Here is a 16,854-nt window from a genome sequence, read left to right on the forward strand (position 1 = left end):
AATTGGGGGATACACAATGAGCACGACCATTACGGCGGACGGCTTCAAAGCCGATCAGCCCGGGTTCCTGTCCAAGGAACGCATCATCGCCAAGCCCGGTTTCAACCGTTGGCTGGTCCCGCCGGCCGCTCTGGCCATTCACCTGTGCATCGGCATGGCCTACGGCTTCTCGGTGTTCTGGTTGCCGCTGTCCAAGGCGCTGGGCGTCACCGCTCCGGTGGCTTGCGCACCGGACATGAGCTTCATCGCACAAGTCTTCTCGTCGCAATGCGACTGGCCGATCTCCATGCTCGGCTGGATCTACACCCTGTTCTTCATCTTCCTCGGCTGCTCGGCAGCGATCTGGGGCGGCTGGCTCGAACACGCAGGACCACGCAAGGCCGGTGTCGTATCGGCACTTTGCTGGTGCGGCGGTCTGCTGATTTCTGCGCTGGGTATCTATACCCACCAGATCTGGCTGATGTGGATCGGCTCCGGTGTGATCGGCGGTATCGGTCTGGGTCTGGGCTATATCTCGCCGGTGTCGACCCTGATCAAGTGGTTCCCGGACAAGCGCGGCATGGCGACCGGCATGGCGATCATGGGCTTTGGCGGTGGCGCGATGGTCGGTGCGCCACTGGCGACCGCTCTGATGAGTCACTTCGCTTCGCCAACCGGTGTCGGCGTGTGGCAGAGCTTCGTGGCCATGGCCGCGATCTACTTCGTGTTCATGATCGGTGGCGCGCTGGCTTACCGCGTACCGCCAACCGGCTGGAAGCCTGAAGGCTGGACTGCACCGGCGAAGAAAGCGTCGAACGCGATGATCACCCACCGTCACGTTCACGTGAATGTGGCGTGGAAAACCCCGCAATTCCGTCTGGTGTGGCTGGTGCTGTGCCTGAACGTGTCTGCCGGTATCGGCATCCTCGGCATGGCTTCGCCACTGTTGCAGGAAGTGTTCGGTGGCAAGCTGCTGGGTAACGATCTGCCGTTCGGTCAGCTGGACGCCGGTCAACTGGCTTCCATCGCTGCAATTGCGGCCGGTTTCACCGGTCTGCTGAGCCTGTTCAACATCGGTGGTCGTTTCTTCTGGGCCTCGTTCTCGGACTACCTGGGCCGCAAGAACACTTACTTCGTGTTCTTCGCACTGGGTTTTGCGCTGTACGCGCTGATCCCGAACCTCGGTCACCTGGGCAACGTTGCGCTTTTCGTGGCGGCGTTCTGCATCATCCTGTCGATGTACGGCGGTGGTTTCGCCACCGTTCCGGCGTATCTGGCCGACCTGTTCGGTACGCAGATGGTGGGCGCGATCCACGGTCGTCTGCTGACCGCCTGGGCTGCCGCTGGCGTGCTGGGTCCGGTGCTGGTGAACTACCTGCGTGAGTATCAGCTGAGCATCGGCGTTGAACGCGCCGCCGCTTACGACATCACCCTGTACATCCTCGCCGGCCTGCTGGTGCTGGGTTTCCTGTGCAACCTGCTGGTACGCCCGGTGGCCGACAAGTACTTCATGACCGACGCCGAACTGGCTGCCGAACAGGCGCTGGGCCACGACAAGGGTGCTGACGGCAGCACCGTGCTGGAGTGGAAAGCCGCGCCGGGCAGCAAGCCGTTGGCGATCGCTGCGTGGCTGGTGGTGGGGATTCCGTTGGCGTGGGGTGTGTGGGTGACCCTGCAGAAGACGGCGGTTCTGTTCCACTAAGTTCGTTTACACCTGATCGTTCCCACGCTCTGCGTGGGAATGTCTCCCTGTGACGCTCTGCGTCACATTCGAAGTGGACGCAGAGCGTCCGGGGCTGCACTCCCACGCAGAGCGTGGGAGCGATCAGTGCCATTGAACGCTTGTATGGACATGTCTATCCCCGACAGCGCGGGGTTCTATCCGTCAGTCATTCCACCTATCGTGTTTCTGTTTCGGCCCCGCGCCCCTATAATGGCTGCCTTTTTCGCCCAATGATTTTGCGGAGCTGGTGATGGCCGAACGTAAGGCGTCTGTCGAGCGCGACACTCTGGAAACCCAGATCAAAGCCTCGATCAACCTTGATGGCACCGGAAAGGCCCGATTCGATATCGGTGTTCCTTTTCTTGAGCACATGCTGGATCAGATCGCCCGTCACGGGCTGATCGACCTGGATATCCAATGCAAGGGCGATCTGCATATCGACGACCACCATACGGTGGAAGACGTCGGTATCACCCTCGGCCAGGCCTTCGCGCAAGCCATTGGCGACAAGAAAGGCATCCGTCGCTACGGCCACGCCTACGTGCCGCTCGATGAAGCGCTGTCGCGCGTGGTGATCGACTTCTCCGGCCGTCCGGGTCTGCAGATGCACGTGCCGTACACCCGCGCCACCGTTGGCGGCTTCGACGTCGACCTGTTCCAGGAATTCTTCCAGGGCTTCGTCAACCACGCGCTGGTCAGCCTGCACATCGACAACCTGCGCGGCACCAACACTCACCACCAGATCGAAACCGTGTTCAAGGCTTTCGGCCGCGCGCTGCGCATGGCCGTCGAGCTGGACGAGCGCATGGCCGGCCAGATGCCTTCGACCAAGGGCGTCCTGTAATGCAGACGGTTGCAGTTATCGACTACGGCATGGGCAACCTGCACTCGGTGGCCAAGGCCCTCGAGCACGTCGGTGCCGGCAAGGTGCTGATCACCAGCGATGCGGCAGTGATCCGCGAAGCCGACCGCGTGGTGTTCCCCGGTGTCGGTGCGATTCGCGATTGCATGGCGGAGATCCGTCGCCTCGGTTTCGACTCGCTGGTGCGTGAAGTCAGCCAGGATCGTCCGTTCCTCGGCATCTGCGTCGGCATGCAAGCCTTGCTCGACTCCAGCGAAGAAAACGACGGCGTCGACTGCATCGGCCTGTTCCCGGGCGCGGTGAAGTTCTTCGGCAAGGACCTGCATGAAGACGGCGAGCACCTGAAAGTCCCGCACATGGGCTGGAACGAAGTGAAGCAGGCGGTGGATCACCCGCTGTGGCACAACATTCCGGACCTGGCGCGTTTCTACTTCGTGCACAGCTACTACATCGCCGCCGGCAACCCGCGGCAGGTGGTCGGCAGCGGTCATTACGGCGTCGATTTCGCCGCGGCACTGGCCGAAGGTTCGCGTTTCGCCGTGCAGTTCCACCCGGAGAAGAGCCATACCCATGGCCTGCAATTGCTGCAGAACTTCGCGGCGTGGGACGGTCGCTGGTAAATGGCCGTCAAGAAATCCAAACCGCCGATCCTGACCCTTACTCCCGAGCAGGAGAACGAGGCCAACCGCAAGATTCAGCGGTTCATGGAGGATCGTTTCGAACTGGACCTGGGTTCGTTCGAGGCGGCGGAAATTCTTGAGCTGTTTACCCGCGAAATTGCTCCGCACTATTACAACAGGGCGATTTTCGATGTGCAGACCCACCTCAAGGAGCGGTTTGAAAGCATCGAAAGCGACCTGTGGGCGCTCGAGAAGAATTAGGGCAGCGGCAAGCTTCAAGCTGCAAGCTGCAAGAAGTACACACGCGTGCGCGCTTGCAGCTTATGGCTTGCAGCTTGCAGCTCTTTTGACGAAGGAAAAAGCATGCTGATTATTCCCGCTATCGATCTCAAAGACGGTGCCTGCGTACGTCTGCGCCAGGGCCGCATGGAAGATTCCACAGTGTTCTCCGATGACCCGGTGAGCATGGCTGCCAAGTGGGTGGAGGGCGGCTGCCGTCGTCTGCATCTGGTCGACCTGAACGGCGCTTTCGAAGGCCAGCCGGTCAACGGCGAAGTGGTGACCGCGATCGCCAAGCGCTACCCGACCCTGCCGATCCAGATCGGCGGCGGCATCCGTTCGCTGGAAACCATCGAGCACTACGTCAAGGCTGGCGTCAGCTACGTGATCATCGGCACCAAAGCGGTGAAGGATCCGGCGTTCGTCGCTGAAGCCTGCCGTGCGTTCCCGGGCAAGATCATCGTTGGTCTGGATGCCAAAGACGGTTTTGTCGCCACCGATGGCTGGGCTGAAATCAGCACCGTGCAGGTCATCGACCTGGCCAAACAGTTCGAAGCCGACGGCGTGTCCTCGATCGTTTATACCGACATCGCCAAAGACGGCATGATGCAGGGCTGCAACGTACCGTTCACCGCGGCGCTGGCGGCTGCCACCAGGATCCCGGTGATCGCTTCCGGCGGCATTCACAACCTCGGTGACATCAAGTCGCTGCTCGATGCCAAGGCACCGGGCATCATCGGCGCCATCACCGGCCGGGCGATCTACGAAGGCACTCTCGACGTCGCCGAAGCGCAAGCTTTCTGCGACTCGTACCAAGGCTGAGGACTGACCATGGCGCTGGCCAAACGTATCATCCCTTGCCTGGACGTGGACAACGGCCGGGTCGTCAAAGGTGTGAAGTTCGAGAACATCCGTGACGCCGGCGACCCGGTGGAAATCGCCCGTCGCTACGACGAGCAGGGTGCCGACGAGATTACCTTTCTCGACATCACCGCCAGTGTCGATGGCCGTGACACCACGCTGCACACCGTCGAGCGCATGGCCAGCCAGGTGTTTATCCCGCTGACCGTCGGCGGTGGCGTACGTACCGTGCAGGACATCCGCAACCTGCTCAACGCCGGTGCGGACAAGGTGTCGATCAACACCGCTGCCGTGTTCAACCCGGAATTTGTCGGCGAAGCGGCGCAGCATTTCGGCTCGCAATGCATTGTCGTCGCCATCGATGCGAAGAAGGTTTCGGGCCCGGGCGAAACCCCGCGCTGGGAGATCTTCACCCACGGCGGCCGCAAGCCGACCGGCCTCGACGCGGTCGAGTGGGCGAAGAAAATGGAAGGCCTGGGTGCCGGTGAAATCCTCCTGACCAGCATGGATCAGGACGGCATGAAAAACGGCTTCGACCTCGGCGTGACCCGCGCCATTAGCGATGCGCTGGGGATTCCGGTGATCGCTTCCGGCGGCGTCGGCAACCTGCAGCATCTGGCGGACGGCATCCTTGAAGGCCACGCCAGCGCAGTATTGGCGGCGAGTATTTTCCACTTCGGCGAATACACCGTGCAGGAAGCCAAGGCCTACATGGCCCATCGCGGCATCGTGATGCGCTAGCAAGCATCCCCTTTGGAGTAGTCGCTTCAAAGGGGATGCAGGTCTGGAGAGTTAAAGCGTGTCGAACTGGTCAACCCTTACCTCTGACCTGTCATCTGATCGGTCATACGCAACACTGCATAGAGTGGCAGGCAAATCCTTTTTGTGAAGATAGACTTCCATATACTCCGACTTTGGGCTGAATCCATCGGGGGCTTGACAGTCAATGCTGTCGGATGGACCGACTTTGTAGGAGTACATTTTGCTTGCCCCTTCCGAAGTCACCAAAATATAAGTGGGTCTTTTTTTCAGGTTGAGATCAGGAAGCGCAACGATTTCGTCCTCAATCAGAACGATAGGCAGCGACAAGGCATTTCGTAAGAGTCCTGGCGGTAACTCTGACCTGGAAGAGTTTGTGCCAATGATGCAAAGGAAATAACGCCCGGTTCTGGAACCTATCTTGGTATTGATGATGGAGTTTTCGGAACTGATCGCGGCGGAATAGTGCAAGGGGTTTTCGCATTGTTTTGCCACGCGTACTGTCTTGTGACGATAGAACGCTGTGTCGATCGAGAATCGGTAATCCCAAGTCGGTGCTATGGCATGGCCGCTTTCCGATATCTTGATTTTCTTGTATTTGGCGGAGGTTGGCTTGTCTGTTTCTACATTGAATGTCGGATAGAGTTCGCAGTAGTTTTCAAATAGAAAGCCAGATCGGAAGCAACTTCTCAGGTGGGGTACGAGACTTCCGTAAAGATTGCCTTGGATTGCAGAGTAACCTTTTCTCGTTGGTATACAGGGTTCGTTCAGGTCGCAAGGAGCTATGGGCGGATGCTCGTTACCAGTACCCACGACACCGATGATTTCATTGGTGTAGCGATCAAGCAGCGGTGCTCCTGAGACGCCTCCTTTAATACTCTTGCAGCGAGTCTTGAAGTTATTACGCCACACCCAATCTCCTTCAATGATGTCCGGAGCGGATTTAAGCGTACAAGCTGTCATTTCGAGCGTTCGATACTGTGGCGCTCCCACAACCAGAACCTCCGAATTCAGGGCTGGTGTGCCTGTGGCCAGTTTTAGAGGTTTTATACCATCTTCCATAAGTGTTTTCAGGCTGACGTCAAGTTGGACGATGGCGATGTCGACACCTTGCATGCTGCGCCATTTCACATTTTTCAGGTTGTAGGTTTTATGTTTTTCGACATCGTCAAAGTAGTTGAACGTCATGGTTCCTTGTAGGGGTTGGTTTTGCATGATTTGGCCGTTGGACAAGTTGATGCAATGGCCAGCAGTCAGAACATAAGCCGGAGGGCGCTGGACGCCAGTTTTTTCCAGTGTATCAAGCAAGGTAGCGGTGCAAGTGTGGGCGGTCGTCAGGCGACCGATACCCTGCCAGTGATCGCGTGAGCCATCGCGGTTATCCAGGGGGATTGCAGGTAACAGACGCTTAACGCCTTCGCCGTAGTCGTGATTGGTCGCCATGCAGGTGGCACAGAACAATCCTAATGTGGCGAACAACAGTAATTTGATTGAATACATCGTTAACGCTCTTGAGTTATCGGTTAAAACACCACGGTGGTGCTGGTAACGCCAATAAACCAGGGATCAAGAGCGGGGCGGTGTTAGTTATGTACTACCCAAGGCCTGGTTTTCCAGGTATGGAAGATCTTATCGGTATGAAGTCATAACGCCAGTAGACAGCATGGCGTACCCAAGGCACTCTTGGGCACGCCATGGATTTCGGTAGCCCGACATGATCAAACGCCTGCTTCTCGCCCTCGCCAGCGCCTCCGTGTTGTTGATCAACACCGGCCACGCCGAAGAAAGTCCCGACACCGATCTGGTGCTCCTCACCGAAAACTTCCCGCCGTACAACATGGCGAAGAACGGCAAGAATTTCGCCCAGGACGAAAACATCAACGGTATCGCCACGGATATCGTGCGCGAGATGTTCAAGCGTGCCGGCATCAGTTACAGCCTGACCCTGCGCTTCCCCTGGGAGCGGGTCTACAAGCTGGCACTGGAGAATCCCGGTTACGGTGCGTTCGTCATGGCGCGACTGCCGGACCGCGAAAAACTCTTCAAATGGGTCGGCCCGATAGGCCCGGACGACTGGGTCATGCTGGCCAAGGCCGACAGCAAGATCACTCTCGAAACCCTCAACGACGCGCGCAAATACAAGATCGGCGCCTACAAGGGCGATGCGATTGCCGAGACCCTGACCAAGCAGGGGTTGAAGCCGGCATTGGTGCTGCGTGATCAGGACAACGCCAGAAAACTGGTCAGCGGCCAGATCGACCTGTGGGCCACCGGCGACCCGGCCGGGCGCTATCTGGCGCGGCAGGATGGCGTGACCGGGCTGAAAACCGTACTGCGCTTCAACAGCGCCGAGTTGTATCTGGCACTGAACAAGGACGTACCGGACGAAGCCGTTGCCAAGCTTCAAACCGCGCTCGATCAGATGCGCAAGGAAGGCGTGGTCGACGAAATCATGGGGCGCTATCTGTAGCGGTCGACGAGCCCGGCGACGATTGCGCAACAACGTCGGCGCCGCTCGTGATGGCTTCCGTCGACGGGTTTGCCGCCATGACAGGCATCGGGGTTACTGTCTCGACGGCTTCTGGTGGGTATTCACTCATGACAAGACGGGTGTCATCGGTGTAACCAAGCGGGACGGTGACTTCAGTGCCATCCTCCCGTACCAGCTCGTAGTGGCTTTCCATCTGATACACCGCGACCGATTTGAGTTTTGCCGCCATGGCGATGACGACCCGAGAGCCTGATTCGCTCCACTCGCTGGAGGACGTTTCGGTGTGAGTGAAATCCCGCGGCAGGCACGCCGAGAACTTTGTTGCCCGGATATCACTGGGCATCGCAGCCGGCCAGGCCTTGGTGAATTCCACGGCGGTATGGCGATTGAATAGCCGCATGGCCGCTGCATTTTGCGCCCTTGGCGCTTTCCATTTGATCGACTGAGCCTGCTCCGTGGTATTTCGGCCGTACCCGACCAGCACATATTGGTCGGTTCTTTTCAGATCGTAGTAACGCGAGTGGAGAAATCCATCATTGGGTTGAGCGTGATCGCTGACTGCAAACCACGGCAGGCGGGCAGTCTGCGTGACCTTCGCCACTGCGCTTTCGGGATTGATGTGTGCAGTCAGTACCGGAGCTTCTGCAGGTGCGCTGACTTGAACCGGAATCGGTATCCGTAGTGCATACGCGAAAGGGCCGGTTGTCGGTTTGTTGTGGCTCGGGGCGCCAATAAAGGTACCGGGCGCAAAGCAGATTTCGCCCGCCGCGGCGGTCGGGGGATCAATGCTCCAGGCGCTGAAGTTCAGCTTTGCACCACTGCCTTTGTCATCCCAGAGCAGATCGCCGAGGTCGGCAGCAACGACCAGATCGGCCCTGACGCAACGGATGGCGTTGAGTGAGGGTTTGCCGTGATCGCTGGAGCAGGTCATACCCAGTGCGACATAGCCTTGCGGCGCAATCGGACGCCAGATCGAAGTGCGCATGGCGGCTCCCGATCCGGATTCTTTCCAGACAAGTTCGAAGTCGGTGGGTCGGCTGAGTGCTTTGCCCCTGGTGTTACCGTGGTCTTGTAACGTTGCCTCGCAGACCACTGCGGCGACAATTTCGCCGTTGATGGAGGTGTTGTTGGGGACGAGGATGTCTCCCAGCGGAAAGTATCCCGGCAGAAGATCGGGAGCCGGCGCAGGGCGCCAGAAGGTGGCGGGCCTGGCCCGTGTGCCGTTGCTGTTCCAGATACGGTTGAATTCGCTGGTGAAGTTGATCAGCAGGTTGTCGAGCCTGATCGGCTCCATTGGCCTGTCTCGCAATGAAGCACTGTCGTTGGTAGTCATAGTCAATCCTGATAATTGAATGGCAACTCGAAAGAGTTGCGACCTGTGGCAGGTCTGACTATCCGGAAAGAGGGCAGGCGCCAGGCGGTAACTATTTATGGGCGTGTGTCGGTTTGTTACCGATAAATCCCGTCTTTGCCATGCGCGGCCGTGGCGCGATTGCTGCGCACACTGATCATCTGCTTGATGTCGATCCACTCAATACCTTGGGCTTTCAACTTCGGCAGTTCCCGCTCCAGCACTGCCAGCGTCTGTGGATAAGGGTGCCCGATCATCACGGCCGAACCCTGTTTGTGCGCCAGACTGATCGCTGTCTGCAATTGAGTCAGGATCGCCGCTTCTGTGCGCTCGTCATCGAGAAACACATCCCGCGAAACACTCGCCAGATCGATCTTCTGCGCCTGCTGCGCAGCCACGGTCCGGGCGCTGGTGCGGCTGTCGACGAAGAACTTGTGGCGGCGCTGCAACTCCCCCATCAACCACGCCATGGCCACCGGCTGTGCGGTCATGCGACTGCCCATGTGGTTGTTGATGCCGGCGGTGTAGGGGACCATTTTGAACGCGGCATTCAGGCGTTTTTCGAGTTCTTCGATGGGCAGCTCGGGATGCCAGGCGAACGGGCCGGTGGCCGGGTCCATCGGCATGTGCAGGATCACGACCTTGCCGGCGCGATGGGCTTCGCGGGCGAATTCGGTGGCGTGCGGGGTGTCGGGCATGATCGCGGTGGTGACAGGCCCGGGCAGGGCCAGCACCCGGCGATCCCGGGGCAGGTTCTGCCCCAGGTCGTCGATGATCAGTGTCAGGTAGGCTTTTTGAGGTGTGGGTCTGGCAGGTTCTGCGTGAGCAGCACCCGCCAGACAGCACAGCAGGACGAAGAGGAAACGCAAAGACATCCTCAACGGCCGGACGTGATGCTCAGGCCTTTGAGCAGGCTCAGGGCCTGGGCCAACTGGTAATCGTCATCCTGCGGCATCGCCTTGGCCTTGCCGCCGGAGCCGGTCGGTTTGTCCGCGCCGCCATTGCCGTTGCCCAGGTGACCTTGCAGATCGGCTTCCTTGAAGTAGTCGCTGTCCGCCTCGTTGGTGATCTTGGCGCGGCGCACTTCGATGTCCGGGACGATGCCCTGGGCCTGGATCGAACGGCCGTTCGGTGTGAAGTACAGCGCCGTGGTGATCTTCAGCGCGCGGTCGTTGTTCAGCGGCAGCACGGTCTGCACCGAGCCCTTGCCGAAACTGGTGGTGCCCATGACCACGGCGCGTTTCTGGTCCTGCAGGGCGCCGGCGACGATTTCCGAGGCCGAAGCGCTGCCACCGTTGATCAGCACGACCATCGGCACCGCTTCGCTTTCGTCCTTGCCGGTGGCGGAGAAGCGCAGTTCGGAATTGGCGATTCGGCCCTTGGTGTAGACGATCAGGCCTTTGGTGATGAAGTGATCGACCACTTCCACCGCTGCCTGCAGCACACCACCCGGGTTGTTGCGCAGGTCGAGGATGATGCCGTTGAGCTTCTTGCCGTTGTCCTTGCGCAGCTTGGCCAGGGCCTTGGAAACCTCTTCGCCGGTCTTGACCTGGAATTGGGTGATGCGGATCAGGCCATAGCCGGATTCGAGCAGCTGTGCCTTGACGCTCTTCACCTGAATCACCGCGCGGGCCAGGGTCACGTCGAACGGCGTGCCGCCGTCGCGCACCAGGGTCAGGGTGATCTTCTGGCCGATCTTGCCACGCATCTTGTCCACGGCTTCGGTCATGGTCTGGCCGCGAGTCGGTGCGCCGTTGATCTTGACGATGAAGTCGCCGGCCTGGATGCCGGCCTTCGACGCCGGAGTGTCGTCGATTGGCGACACGACCTTGATGAAGCCGTCTTCGGCGCCGACCTCGATGCCCAGACCACCGAACTCGCCGCTGGTGCTTTCCTGCAACTCGGCGAAGTCTTCTGGGCCCAGGTAGGCGGAGTGCGGATCGAGGTTGCTGAGCATGCCCTTGATCGCGTTTTCCAGCAGGGTCTTGTCGTCCACCGGTTCGACATAGGCGGCCTTGATCCGGTCCATGACCTCGGCAAAGGTGCGCAGCTCTTCCAGCGGCAACGGCGCCTTGGAAGTCGCGGCAGTACCTGCCGGAGCGACGGCCGGAGCCGGTTGAGCGGCAAACGCCAGAGGCGCGCCGATCACCAGGGCGATCGTCAGGGCCAGCGAGGTAAGGCGGGACAAATGCAGCATGTCGAACGAACTCCTGAATTAGATGGCGTGCTTATCCTTGCGCACGGCACCATTGCGCCGGATCACTCGGGTGACCCTGCTGACGAATTGCGAAATACAGCGCTGGTGTGTCCTGGCCGCCACTGTTACCCACAGTGGAGATGGACTCACCGGCTTTTACCACGTCACCTGCCGACTTCAGTAGCGTCTGGTTGTGACCGTAAAGACTCAGAAAACCGTTGCCGTGGTCGAGAATCACCAGCAGCCCGGCACCGCGCAGCCAGTCGGCAAACACCACGCGCCCGCCGTGTACGGCATGCACCTGGCTGCCGGCGGAGGCGCTGATCATCACGCCGTCCCACTTGGTGCGGGCATCGTCGCCACGGGTTTCGCCGAAGCGTGCCAGCAGTCGACCATCAACCGGCCATGGAAGTTTTCCCCGACTTGATGCAAAAGGGCCACCGAAGGTCTCGCCGCCGCTGGATACCAGGGCGCCGGGTGTCGATCTGACCGGTTTGCGTGGGGCGTCGGAGTTTTCCGCCTCGGCCTCACGCAAGCGCTTTTTTTCGGCTTCCTGCTGGGCGATGAGCGCTTTCTGTCGCGCTTCTTCTGCCTCACGAGCCTGGCGGGCCAGGGTTTCTTCAATGGTTTTAAGGACTTTAGACAGGTCTGCCTGATCCTGCTCGCGGGCGGCCAGTTTCTGGTCTCGGGCTTTCACGTCGTCATTGAGCTTGGCAAGGGCCTGCTGGCGCTCCTTGCGGACCTTGTCGAGCGCTTCGCGCCGAGTGTCGAGATCGCTTTGCTGCGCCAGCAACTGCGCCTGCTGCACGCCGATGTCCTTTTCGACATTGGCCAGTTGGCGCAAGGTTTCGTTGAAGCTCTTCAGCTGTTCCAGGCGAGCCTGGCTCAGGTAGTCGTAATAGGTGAGGGTGCGGGCGAATTTCTCGGGATTCTGCTGGTTGAGCAGCAGTTTGAGGTATTCCTGGCGACCGTTCTGGTAGGCGGCGCGGGCCTGGATGGCGATCAGTCGCTGCTGTTCAGTGCGCGCGCTCTGGAGTTTTTTTTTCTCCGCATCGAGCCGCTGCAGCTCGGACTCGCTCTTCTTGAGCTCTTTCTGCAGGGCTTCGACCTGCTTCTCGAGCTTGCCCATCTCGGTTTCGGTGCCCTTGAGCTCCTTTTGTACCCCGGATTTTTCCTCCTGGAGCTTGCCCAGCAGTTTTTTCAGCTCGGCAATGTCCTGGCGCGTGGCGTCCAGTTGCTGTTGGGTTTGCGCGCGCTCATCCGCGAAGGCCGGTTGGAGCAGGCATGTCAGAGCGAGGGCGATCAGGACGCGAAGCATAGAGGCGGGCGGCACCAGGGTAAGGGACGGCCTAGTATGCCCGCCCGACGCGGCAAAAAAAACGCCTCAAAGCCAACTGCTTTGAGGCGTTCGTCATAAAAAGCCGTTTCAGGCTGATTACAGGGCGTTTTTGATATCAGACCAGAATCGAAGTGCCAGTCATTTCCGCCGGTTTTTCCAGGCCCAACAGTTTCAGCATGGTTGGCGCCACGTCCGCCAGCACGCCGCCTTCGCGGACTTTCAGGTCACGCTTGCCGACATAGATGAACGGCACCGGTTCGGTGGTGTGCGCGGTATGCGCTTGCCCGGTGGATTCGTCGGCCATCTGCTCGACGTTGCCGTGGTCGGCGGTGATCAGCGCTTCGCCGCCGACTTTTTCCAGGGCTTCGACGATGCGGCCGACGCAGGTGTCCAGGCATTCCACGGCTTTCACTGCGGCTTCGAACACGCCGCTATGGCCGACCATGTCGCCGTTGGCGTAGTTGACCACGATCACGTCGTAGCGCTGGTTCTCGATGGCCTCGACGATGCGATCAGTGACTTCCGGAGCGCTCATTTCCGGCTGCAAGTCATACGTGGCGACTTTTGGCGACGGGATCAGGATGCGCTCTTCGCCCGGGAACGGTTCTTCGCGGCCGCCGGAGAAGAAGAAGGTCACGTGGGCGTACTTCTCGGTTTCGGCGATGCGCAGTTGGGTCTTGCCGTTTTTCGCCAGATAGTCGCCGAGCACGTTTTCCAGGCTGCCCGGGGCAAAGGCTGCGGGGGCCGGGATGCTGGCGGCGTACTGGGTCAGTCCCACGTACTGCACTTTTGGCTGGCGTGCGCGCTCGAATTCCTGGAAACCGTCTTCGACAAACACGCGGCTCAGCTCGCGGGCGCGGTCGGCGCGGAAGTTCATGAACACCACGGCATCGCCGTCTTCGACTTTCACCGGCTCACCGATGCTGGTGGCCTTGACGAATTCGTCGCTCTCGCCACGGGCGTAAGCGGCTTCCAGCCCTTCCTGGGCGGTGGCGGCGTTGAATTCGCCCTTGCCGTCAACGATCAGATTGTAGGCCTGGGCCACGCGATCCCAGCGGTTGTCGCGGTCCATGGCGTAGTAGCGGCCGATCAGGCTGGCGATGCGGCCCTTGCCGAGGGCCTGGAAGGTCGCATCGAGCAGTTCGATCGACGAGGCGGCGCTTTTCGGCGGCGTGTCACGGCCGTCGAGGAAGGCGTGCAGGTAGATCTTTTCGGCGCCGCGCTTGAAGGCCAGTTCGGCCATGGCGATCAGGTGATCCTGGTGGCTGTGAACGCCGCCATCCGACAGCAGGCCCATGAAGTGCACGGCCTTGCCGGCGGCCACGGCCTTGTCCACGGCGGCGCAGATGGTCGGGTTCTCGAAGAACTCGCCGTCGCGGATCGCTTTGGTCACACGGGTGAAGTCCTGATACACCACGCGGCCGGCGCCGAGGTTCATGTGGCCGACTTCAGAGTTGCCCATCTGGCCGTCCGGCAGACCGACGTCCATGCCGCTGCCCGAGATCAAGCCATTCGGCACGGTGGCCCACAGGCGATCCAGCACAGGCTTTTTGGCCGCATAGACGGCGTTGGATTCGGGGCTGTCGCTGTGACCGAAGCCGTCGAGAATCATCAGGACCAAAGGTTTAGGCGTGGTAGTCATGGAATCCACTCGTGGCTAATAAGAAGAGGGCGATGGAAAAGGGAGTTGGAGTTTAAAGCGAAGTTCCGGCGGCGTCACCGCCGGACGGGGTTTGGCCGACCATAGTGGCTGTGTATACTGGCCGACATTTTAACGCCCTGGAACCTCCTTCGATGGTTGCTCACCTGATTGAATTTGCCACTAACCACTACATTCTTGTCGGTATCTTCGTCGTACTGCTGGCTTTGCTGCTGGCGCATACGGTGCAGGGCGGCGGTAAAAGCCTGAGCACGGGCGAGCTGACCGCACTGGTCAACAAGGAAGCCGGCGTGGTGGTGGACATCCGTCCGAGCAAGGACTACGCCGCCGGTCACATCGTTGGCGCGGTGAACATTCCCCAGGACAAACTGGCCGCCCGCATCGGCGAGCTGGAAAAACACAAGGCCAAGACCATCATTCTGGTCGACGCGCTGGGCCAGACCGCCGGCACCCACGCCCGCGAGCTGATGAAGGCCGGCTTTACCGCTGCCAAGCTGTCCGGCGGGATTTCCAGCTGGAAAGGCGACAACCTGCCGTTGGTGAAGTGACATGAGCAACGTCATCGTCTACTCCAGCGATTACTGCCCTTACTGCTCGCGCGCCAAGTACCTGCTCGCGAACAAAGGCGTGGCCTTCGAAGAGATCAAGGTCGATGGCAAGCCGCAGGTGCGCGCCGCCATGGCCCAGAAGGCCGGACGCACGTCCGTGCCGCAAATCTGGATCGGCGATACCCACGTCGGCGGATGTGATGATTTGTATGCCCTGGAGCGCGCCGGCAAGCTCGACGCGCTGCTCAAGGCCTGACCTGCTGCACACGTAAAGAACCCTAAAAGACCCAAGATCAGAAAGGATCTGAGATGACTGACCAACAGAACACTGCAGCCAGCGAAGAAGAAACCGCACCGCAATTCTCCTTGCAGCGCATCTACGTACGCGACCTGTCCTTCGAAGCCCCGAAAAGCCCGGCGATCTTCCGCCAGCAGTGGGATCCGGCGGTCTCTCTGGATCTGAACACCCGCCAGAAAGCCCTGGAAGGTGATTTCTACGAAGTCGTGCTGACCCTGTCCGTCACCGTGAAAAACGGTGAAGAAGTGGCCTTCATCGCTGAAGTGCAACAGGCCGGTATCTTCCTGATCAAGAACCTGGACGCGGCTTCCATGAGCCACACCCTGGGTGCGTTCTGCCCGAACATCCTGTTCCCGTACGCGCGCGAAACCCTGGACAGCCTGGTGACCCGCGGTTCGTTCCCGGCCCTGATGCTGGCCCCGGTGAACTTCGACGCCCTGTACGCGCAAGAGCTGCAGCGCATGCAGGAATCCGGCGAAACTCCGACTGTTCAGTAAGCGGTCGATGCAACACCGAAAAAAGCGCCGTTACAGGCGCTTTTTTCTTGGCTGATCGTTCCTGTGCTGATCGTTCCCACGCTCCGCGTGGGAATGCAGCCCGTGACGCTCCGCGTCACTGGACGCGGAGCGTCCCCAGAGGCATTCCCACGCAGAGCGTGGGAACGATCAGCGGTGTCTTCTTGGGCGGTGTTATTTGAAGTCGTTCTGCCGCCACGCTTCATAAACGGCCACTGCCACGGTATTGGACAGGTTCAGGCTTCGGCAGCCTTCGCGCATCGGCAGGCGCAAGCGCTGTTCGCCGGGCAGGGCGTCGAGCACTTCCGGCGGCAGGCCACGGCTTTCCGGGCCGAAGATGAACGCATCGCCGGGGACGAACGCGGCATCGTGAAACGGCCGCGAACCCTTGGTGGTGAAGGCGAACAGCCGTGGATGACCGAGGCTTTCGAGGCAACTGGCGAGGTCGGCATGGCGCTGCAAGGTGGCATACTCGTGGTAGTCGAGACCGGCGCGGCGCAAGCGCTTGTCGTCCATCTCGAAACCCAGCGGTTCGATCAAATGCAGGTGGCAGCCGCTGTTGGCGCACAGCCTGATAACGTTGCCGGTGTTCGGCGGAATTTCCGGTTGAAAAAGGATGACGTGAAACATGCACGGCTCCGAAGGTAAAGATGACGCGCATTCTACGCCGCAAGCGGATCCGCGTTCGAAACTATTCCCGCGGGTGATGGCCTCACTGGCGATCGTCGGTGTGATGGTCGGGATGATGATCGGCCGTTTGACCACGCCTGACCCGACCGTTTTGCAGCAGGTCGAGGTGATCGATGGCGGTCTGGCGGTCTGGTTCAACAACGAGCCGAAGCTGCATGGCGAGATCGTCGATGGCAGCGTTGCGCTGTTGTTCGAGGCCGAAGGCCAGGCGCAGAAAGGCCGGCTCAAGTTCAACGGCAAGGACGTGAACTGGCGGACGCGCTTGAGTGACGGTGGATTGTTGCTGACGCTGGTTGCGGCGCGGCCGCTGCAGGGCGACTGGGCCGGCCAGGCGGTCGATGACCGCTGGCGGCTGGAGATCCATCTCCGGGAGCAATAAAAGAGGGAATCCCCGGCCTGCCTGTACCAAGGTTCCCGAAACGGGCGGGCTCATCGCATCGCGTTCTGAGCCGGTGTAAAGAAGGAACCCCTGACCTGCCTGTATCAAGGGCCCCAAAAGGGTGGACTCGATGAGTCCGGTGTAAAGAGGGGAATCCCCGGCCTGCCTGTACCAAGGCCCCCGAAAGGGTGGGTGAATCGAATCACCTGATGGAGTTATTGCAGGGGGCGTGCCAGTTTTTCTCGTTTTGAAACAAAAAAGCCCCACACAATGACGAAGGCCCCGTAGTACGGGGCCTTCGTC

At 60.1% G+C, this 16,854-nt stretch carries 18 protein-coding genes; 11 read left to right on the forward strand and 7 right to left on the reverse strand.

All coding sequences use genetic code 11. The features are described 5' to 3' along the window. The first annotated feature begins 16 nt into the window (after window positions 1–16). The 6 genes from AC07Y2_RS05625 to hisF all read left to right on the forward strand — a co-directional run bounded on the left by AC07Y2_RS05625 (window position 17) and on the right by hisF (window position 5,065). Window positions 17–1,681, forward strand: a complete 1,665-nt coding sequence (locus tag AC07Y2_RS05625) for an OFA family MFS transporter (RefSeq protein ID WP_039764668.1) — start codon at window positions 17–19, stop codon at window positions 1,679–1,681. Between the two features lie 271 nt (window positions 1,682–1,952). Next, entirely contained in the window at window positions 1,953–2,546 is a 594-nt protein-coding gene (gene hisB, locus AC07Y2_RS05630) for an imidazoleglycerol-phosphate dehydratase HisB (RefSeq protein WP_039764670.1), read from the forward strand. Then, window positions 2,546–3,184 (forward strand): imidazole glycerol phosphate synthase subunit HisH, encoded by a 639-nt coding sequence (gene hisH, locus AC07Y2_RS05635; protein ID WP_007952546.1) that lies wholly within the window; start codon window positions 2,546–2,548, stop codon window positions 3,182–3,184. Before hisB ends, hisH begins: the two co-directional genes overlap by 1 nt. Continuing rightward, window positions 3,185–3,445, forward strand: coding sequence for a DUF2164 domain-containing protein (locus tag AC07Y2_RS05640; protein WP_025110933.1), 261 nt, complete (start codon window positions 3,185–3,187; stop codon window positions 3,443–3,445). It abuts the gene before it with no gap. A 102-nt stretch (window positions 3,446–3,547) separates the two neighbouring features. Then, complete coding sequence (gene hisA, locus AC07Y2_RS05645) at window positions 3,548–4,285, forward strand: 1-(5-phosphoribosyl)-5-[(5-phosphoribosylamino)methylideneamino]imidazole-4-carboxamide isomerase (RefSeq protein ID WP_056787231.1); 738 nt, start codon at window positions 3,548–3,550, stop codon at window positions 4,283–4,285. A gap of 9 nt (window positions 4,286–4,294) precedes the next feature. Then, entirely contained in the window at window positions 4,295–5,065 is a 771-nt protein-coding gene (gene hisF / locus AC07Y2_RS05650; RefSeq protein WP_007897430.1) for an imidazole glycerol phosphate synthase subunit HisF, read from the forward strand. Between the two features lie 51 nt (window positions 5,066–5,116). On the opposite strand, the gene AC07Y2_RS05655 is transcribed toward hisF, so the two are convergent. Continuing rightward, window positions 5,117–6,583: a trypsin-like serine peptidase gene (locus tag AC07Y2_RS05655; protein ID WP_103385593.1), complete on the reverse strand. Its 1,467-nt coding sequence runs from the start codon at window positions 6,581–6,583 to the stop codon at window positions 5,117–5,119. A 214-nt stretch (window positions 6,584–6,797) separates the two neighbouring features. Here AC07Y2_RS05655 and AC07Y2_RS05660 point away from each other — a divergent pair, with 214 nt between their 5' ends. Continuing rightward, entirely contained in the window at window positions 6,798–7,553 is a 756-nt protein-coding gene (locus tag AC07Y2_RS05660; protein WP_103385594.1) for a substrate-binding periplasmic protein, read from the forward strand. Here the strand turns inward: AC07Y2_RS05660 and AC07Y2_RS05665 are convergent. From AC07Y2_RS05665 to gpmI, 5 genes are all read right to left on the reverse strand, one after another. Continuing rightward, complete coding sequence (locus tag AC07Y2_RS05665; RefSeq protein WP_103385595.1) at window positions 7,534–8,907, reverse strand: Vps62-related protein; 1,374 nt, start codon at window positions 8,905–8,907, stop codon at window positions 7,534–7,536. The genes AC07Y2_RS05660 and AC07Y2_RS05665 overlap by 20 nt on opposite strands. Window positions 8,908–9,023: 116 nt before the next feature. Next, window positions 9,024–9,800: a divergent polysaccharide deacetylase family protein gene (locus AC07Y2_RS05670; RefSeq protein ID WP_039764681.1), complete on the reverse strand. Its 777-nt coding sequence runs from the start codon at window positions 9,798–9,800 to the stop codon at window positions 9,024–9,026. A gap of 2 nt (window positions 9,801–9,802) precedes the next feature. After that, window positions 9,803–11,122 carry a S41 family peptidase gene (locus AC07Y2_RS05675; protein ID WP_011332024.1) on the reverse strand — a complete coding sequence of 440 codons (1,320 nt, stop codon included), beginning with the start codon at window positions 11,120–11,122 and terminating at the stop codon, window positions 9,803–9,805. A gap of 31 nt (window positions 11,123–11,153) precedes the next feature. Then, a complete protein-coding gene (locus AC07Y2_RS05680; protein ID WP_039764683.1) occupies window positions 11,154–12,440 on the reverse strand; it encodes a murein hydrolase activator EnvC family protein in 1,287 nt (428 codons plus the stop codon). A 136-nt stretch (window positions 12,441–12,576) separates the two neighbouring features. Further along, on the reverse strand, window positions 12,577–14,103 hold the full coding sequence (gpmI, locus tag AC07Y2_RS05685; protein ID WP_039764684.1) for a 2,3-bisphosphoglycerate-independent phosphoglycerate mutase: 1,527 nt from the start codon (window positions 14,101–14,103) through the stop codon (window positions 12,577–12,579). A 152-nt stretch (window positions 14,104–14,255) separates the two neighbouring features. Here gpmI and AC07Y2_RS05690 point away from each other — a divergent pair, with 152 nt between their 5' ends. From AC07Y2_RS05690 to secB, 3 genes are read left to right on the forward strand one after another with little or no spacing between them, the layout of a single operon-like run. Next, window positions 14,256–14,669 (forward strand): rhodanese-like domain-containing protein, encoded by a 414-nt coding sequence (locus AC07Y2_RS05690; RefSeq protein WP_007952524.1) that lies wholly within the window; start codon window positions 14,256–14,258, stop codon window positions 14,667–14,669. A gap of 1 nt (window position 14,670) precedes the next feature. Further along, a complete protein-coding gene (gene grxC, locus AC07Y2_RS05695) occupies window positions 14,671–14,925 on the forward strand; it encodes a glutaredoxin 3 (protein WP_039764687.1) in 255 nt (84 codons plus the stop codon). 53 nt (window positions 14,926–14,978) lie between these two features. Beyond that, the gene (gene secB / locus AC07Y2_RS05700) at window positions 14,979–15,464 is read left to right on the forward strand and encodes a protein-export chaperone SecB (RefSeq protein ID WP_039764689.1); all 486 of its coding nucleotides are present in this window, start codon (window positions 14,979–14,981) and stop codon (window positions 15,462–15,464) included. A 192-nt stretch (window positions 15,465–15,656) separates the two neighbouring features. On the opposite strand, the gene AC07Y2_RS05705 is transcribed toward secB, so the two are convergent. Next, on the reverse strand, window positions 15,657–16,112 hold the full coding sequence (locus AC07Y2_RS05705) for a tRNA (cytidine(34)-2'-O)-methyltransferase (RefSeq protein ID WP_007952520.1): 456 nt from the start codon (window positions 16,110–16,112) through the stop codon (window positions 15,657–15,659). Here AC07Y2_RS05705 and AC07Y2_RS05710 point away from each other — a divergent pair. Then, window positions 16,111–16,551, forward strand: coding sequence for a hypothetical protein (locus tag AC07Y2_RS05710; RefSeq protein WP_103385596.1), 441 nt, complete (start codon window positions 16,111–16,113; stop codon window positions 16,549–16,551). The genes AC07Y2_RS05705 and AC07Y2_RS05710 overlap by 2 nt on opposite strands. The last annotated feature ends 303 nt before the right edge of the window (window positions 16,552–16,854 follow it).

The sequence above is a fragment of the Pseudomonas sp. GW456-12-1-14-TSB6 genome (genome assembly GCF_059424205.1).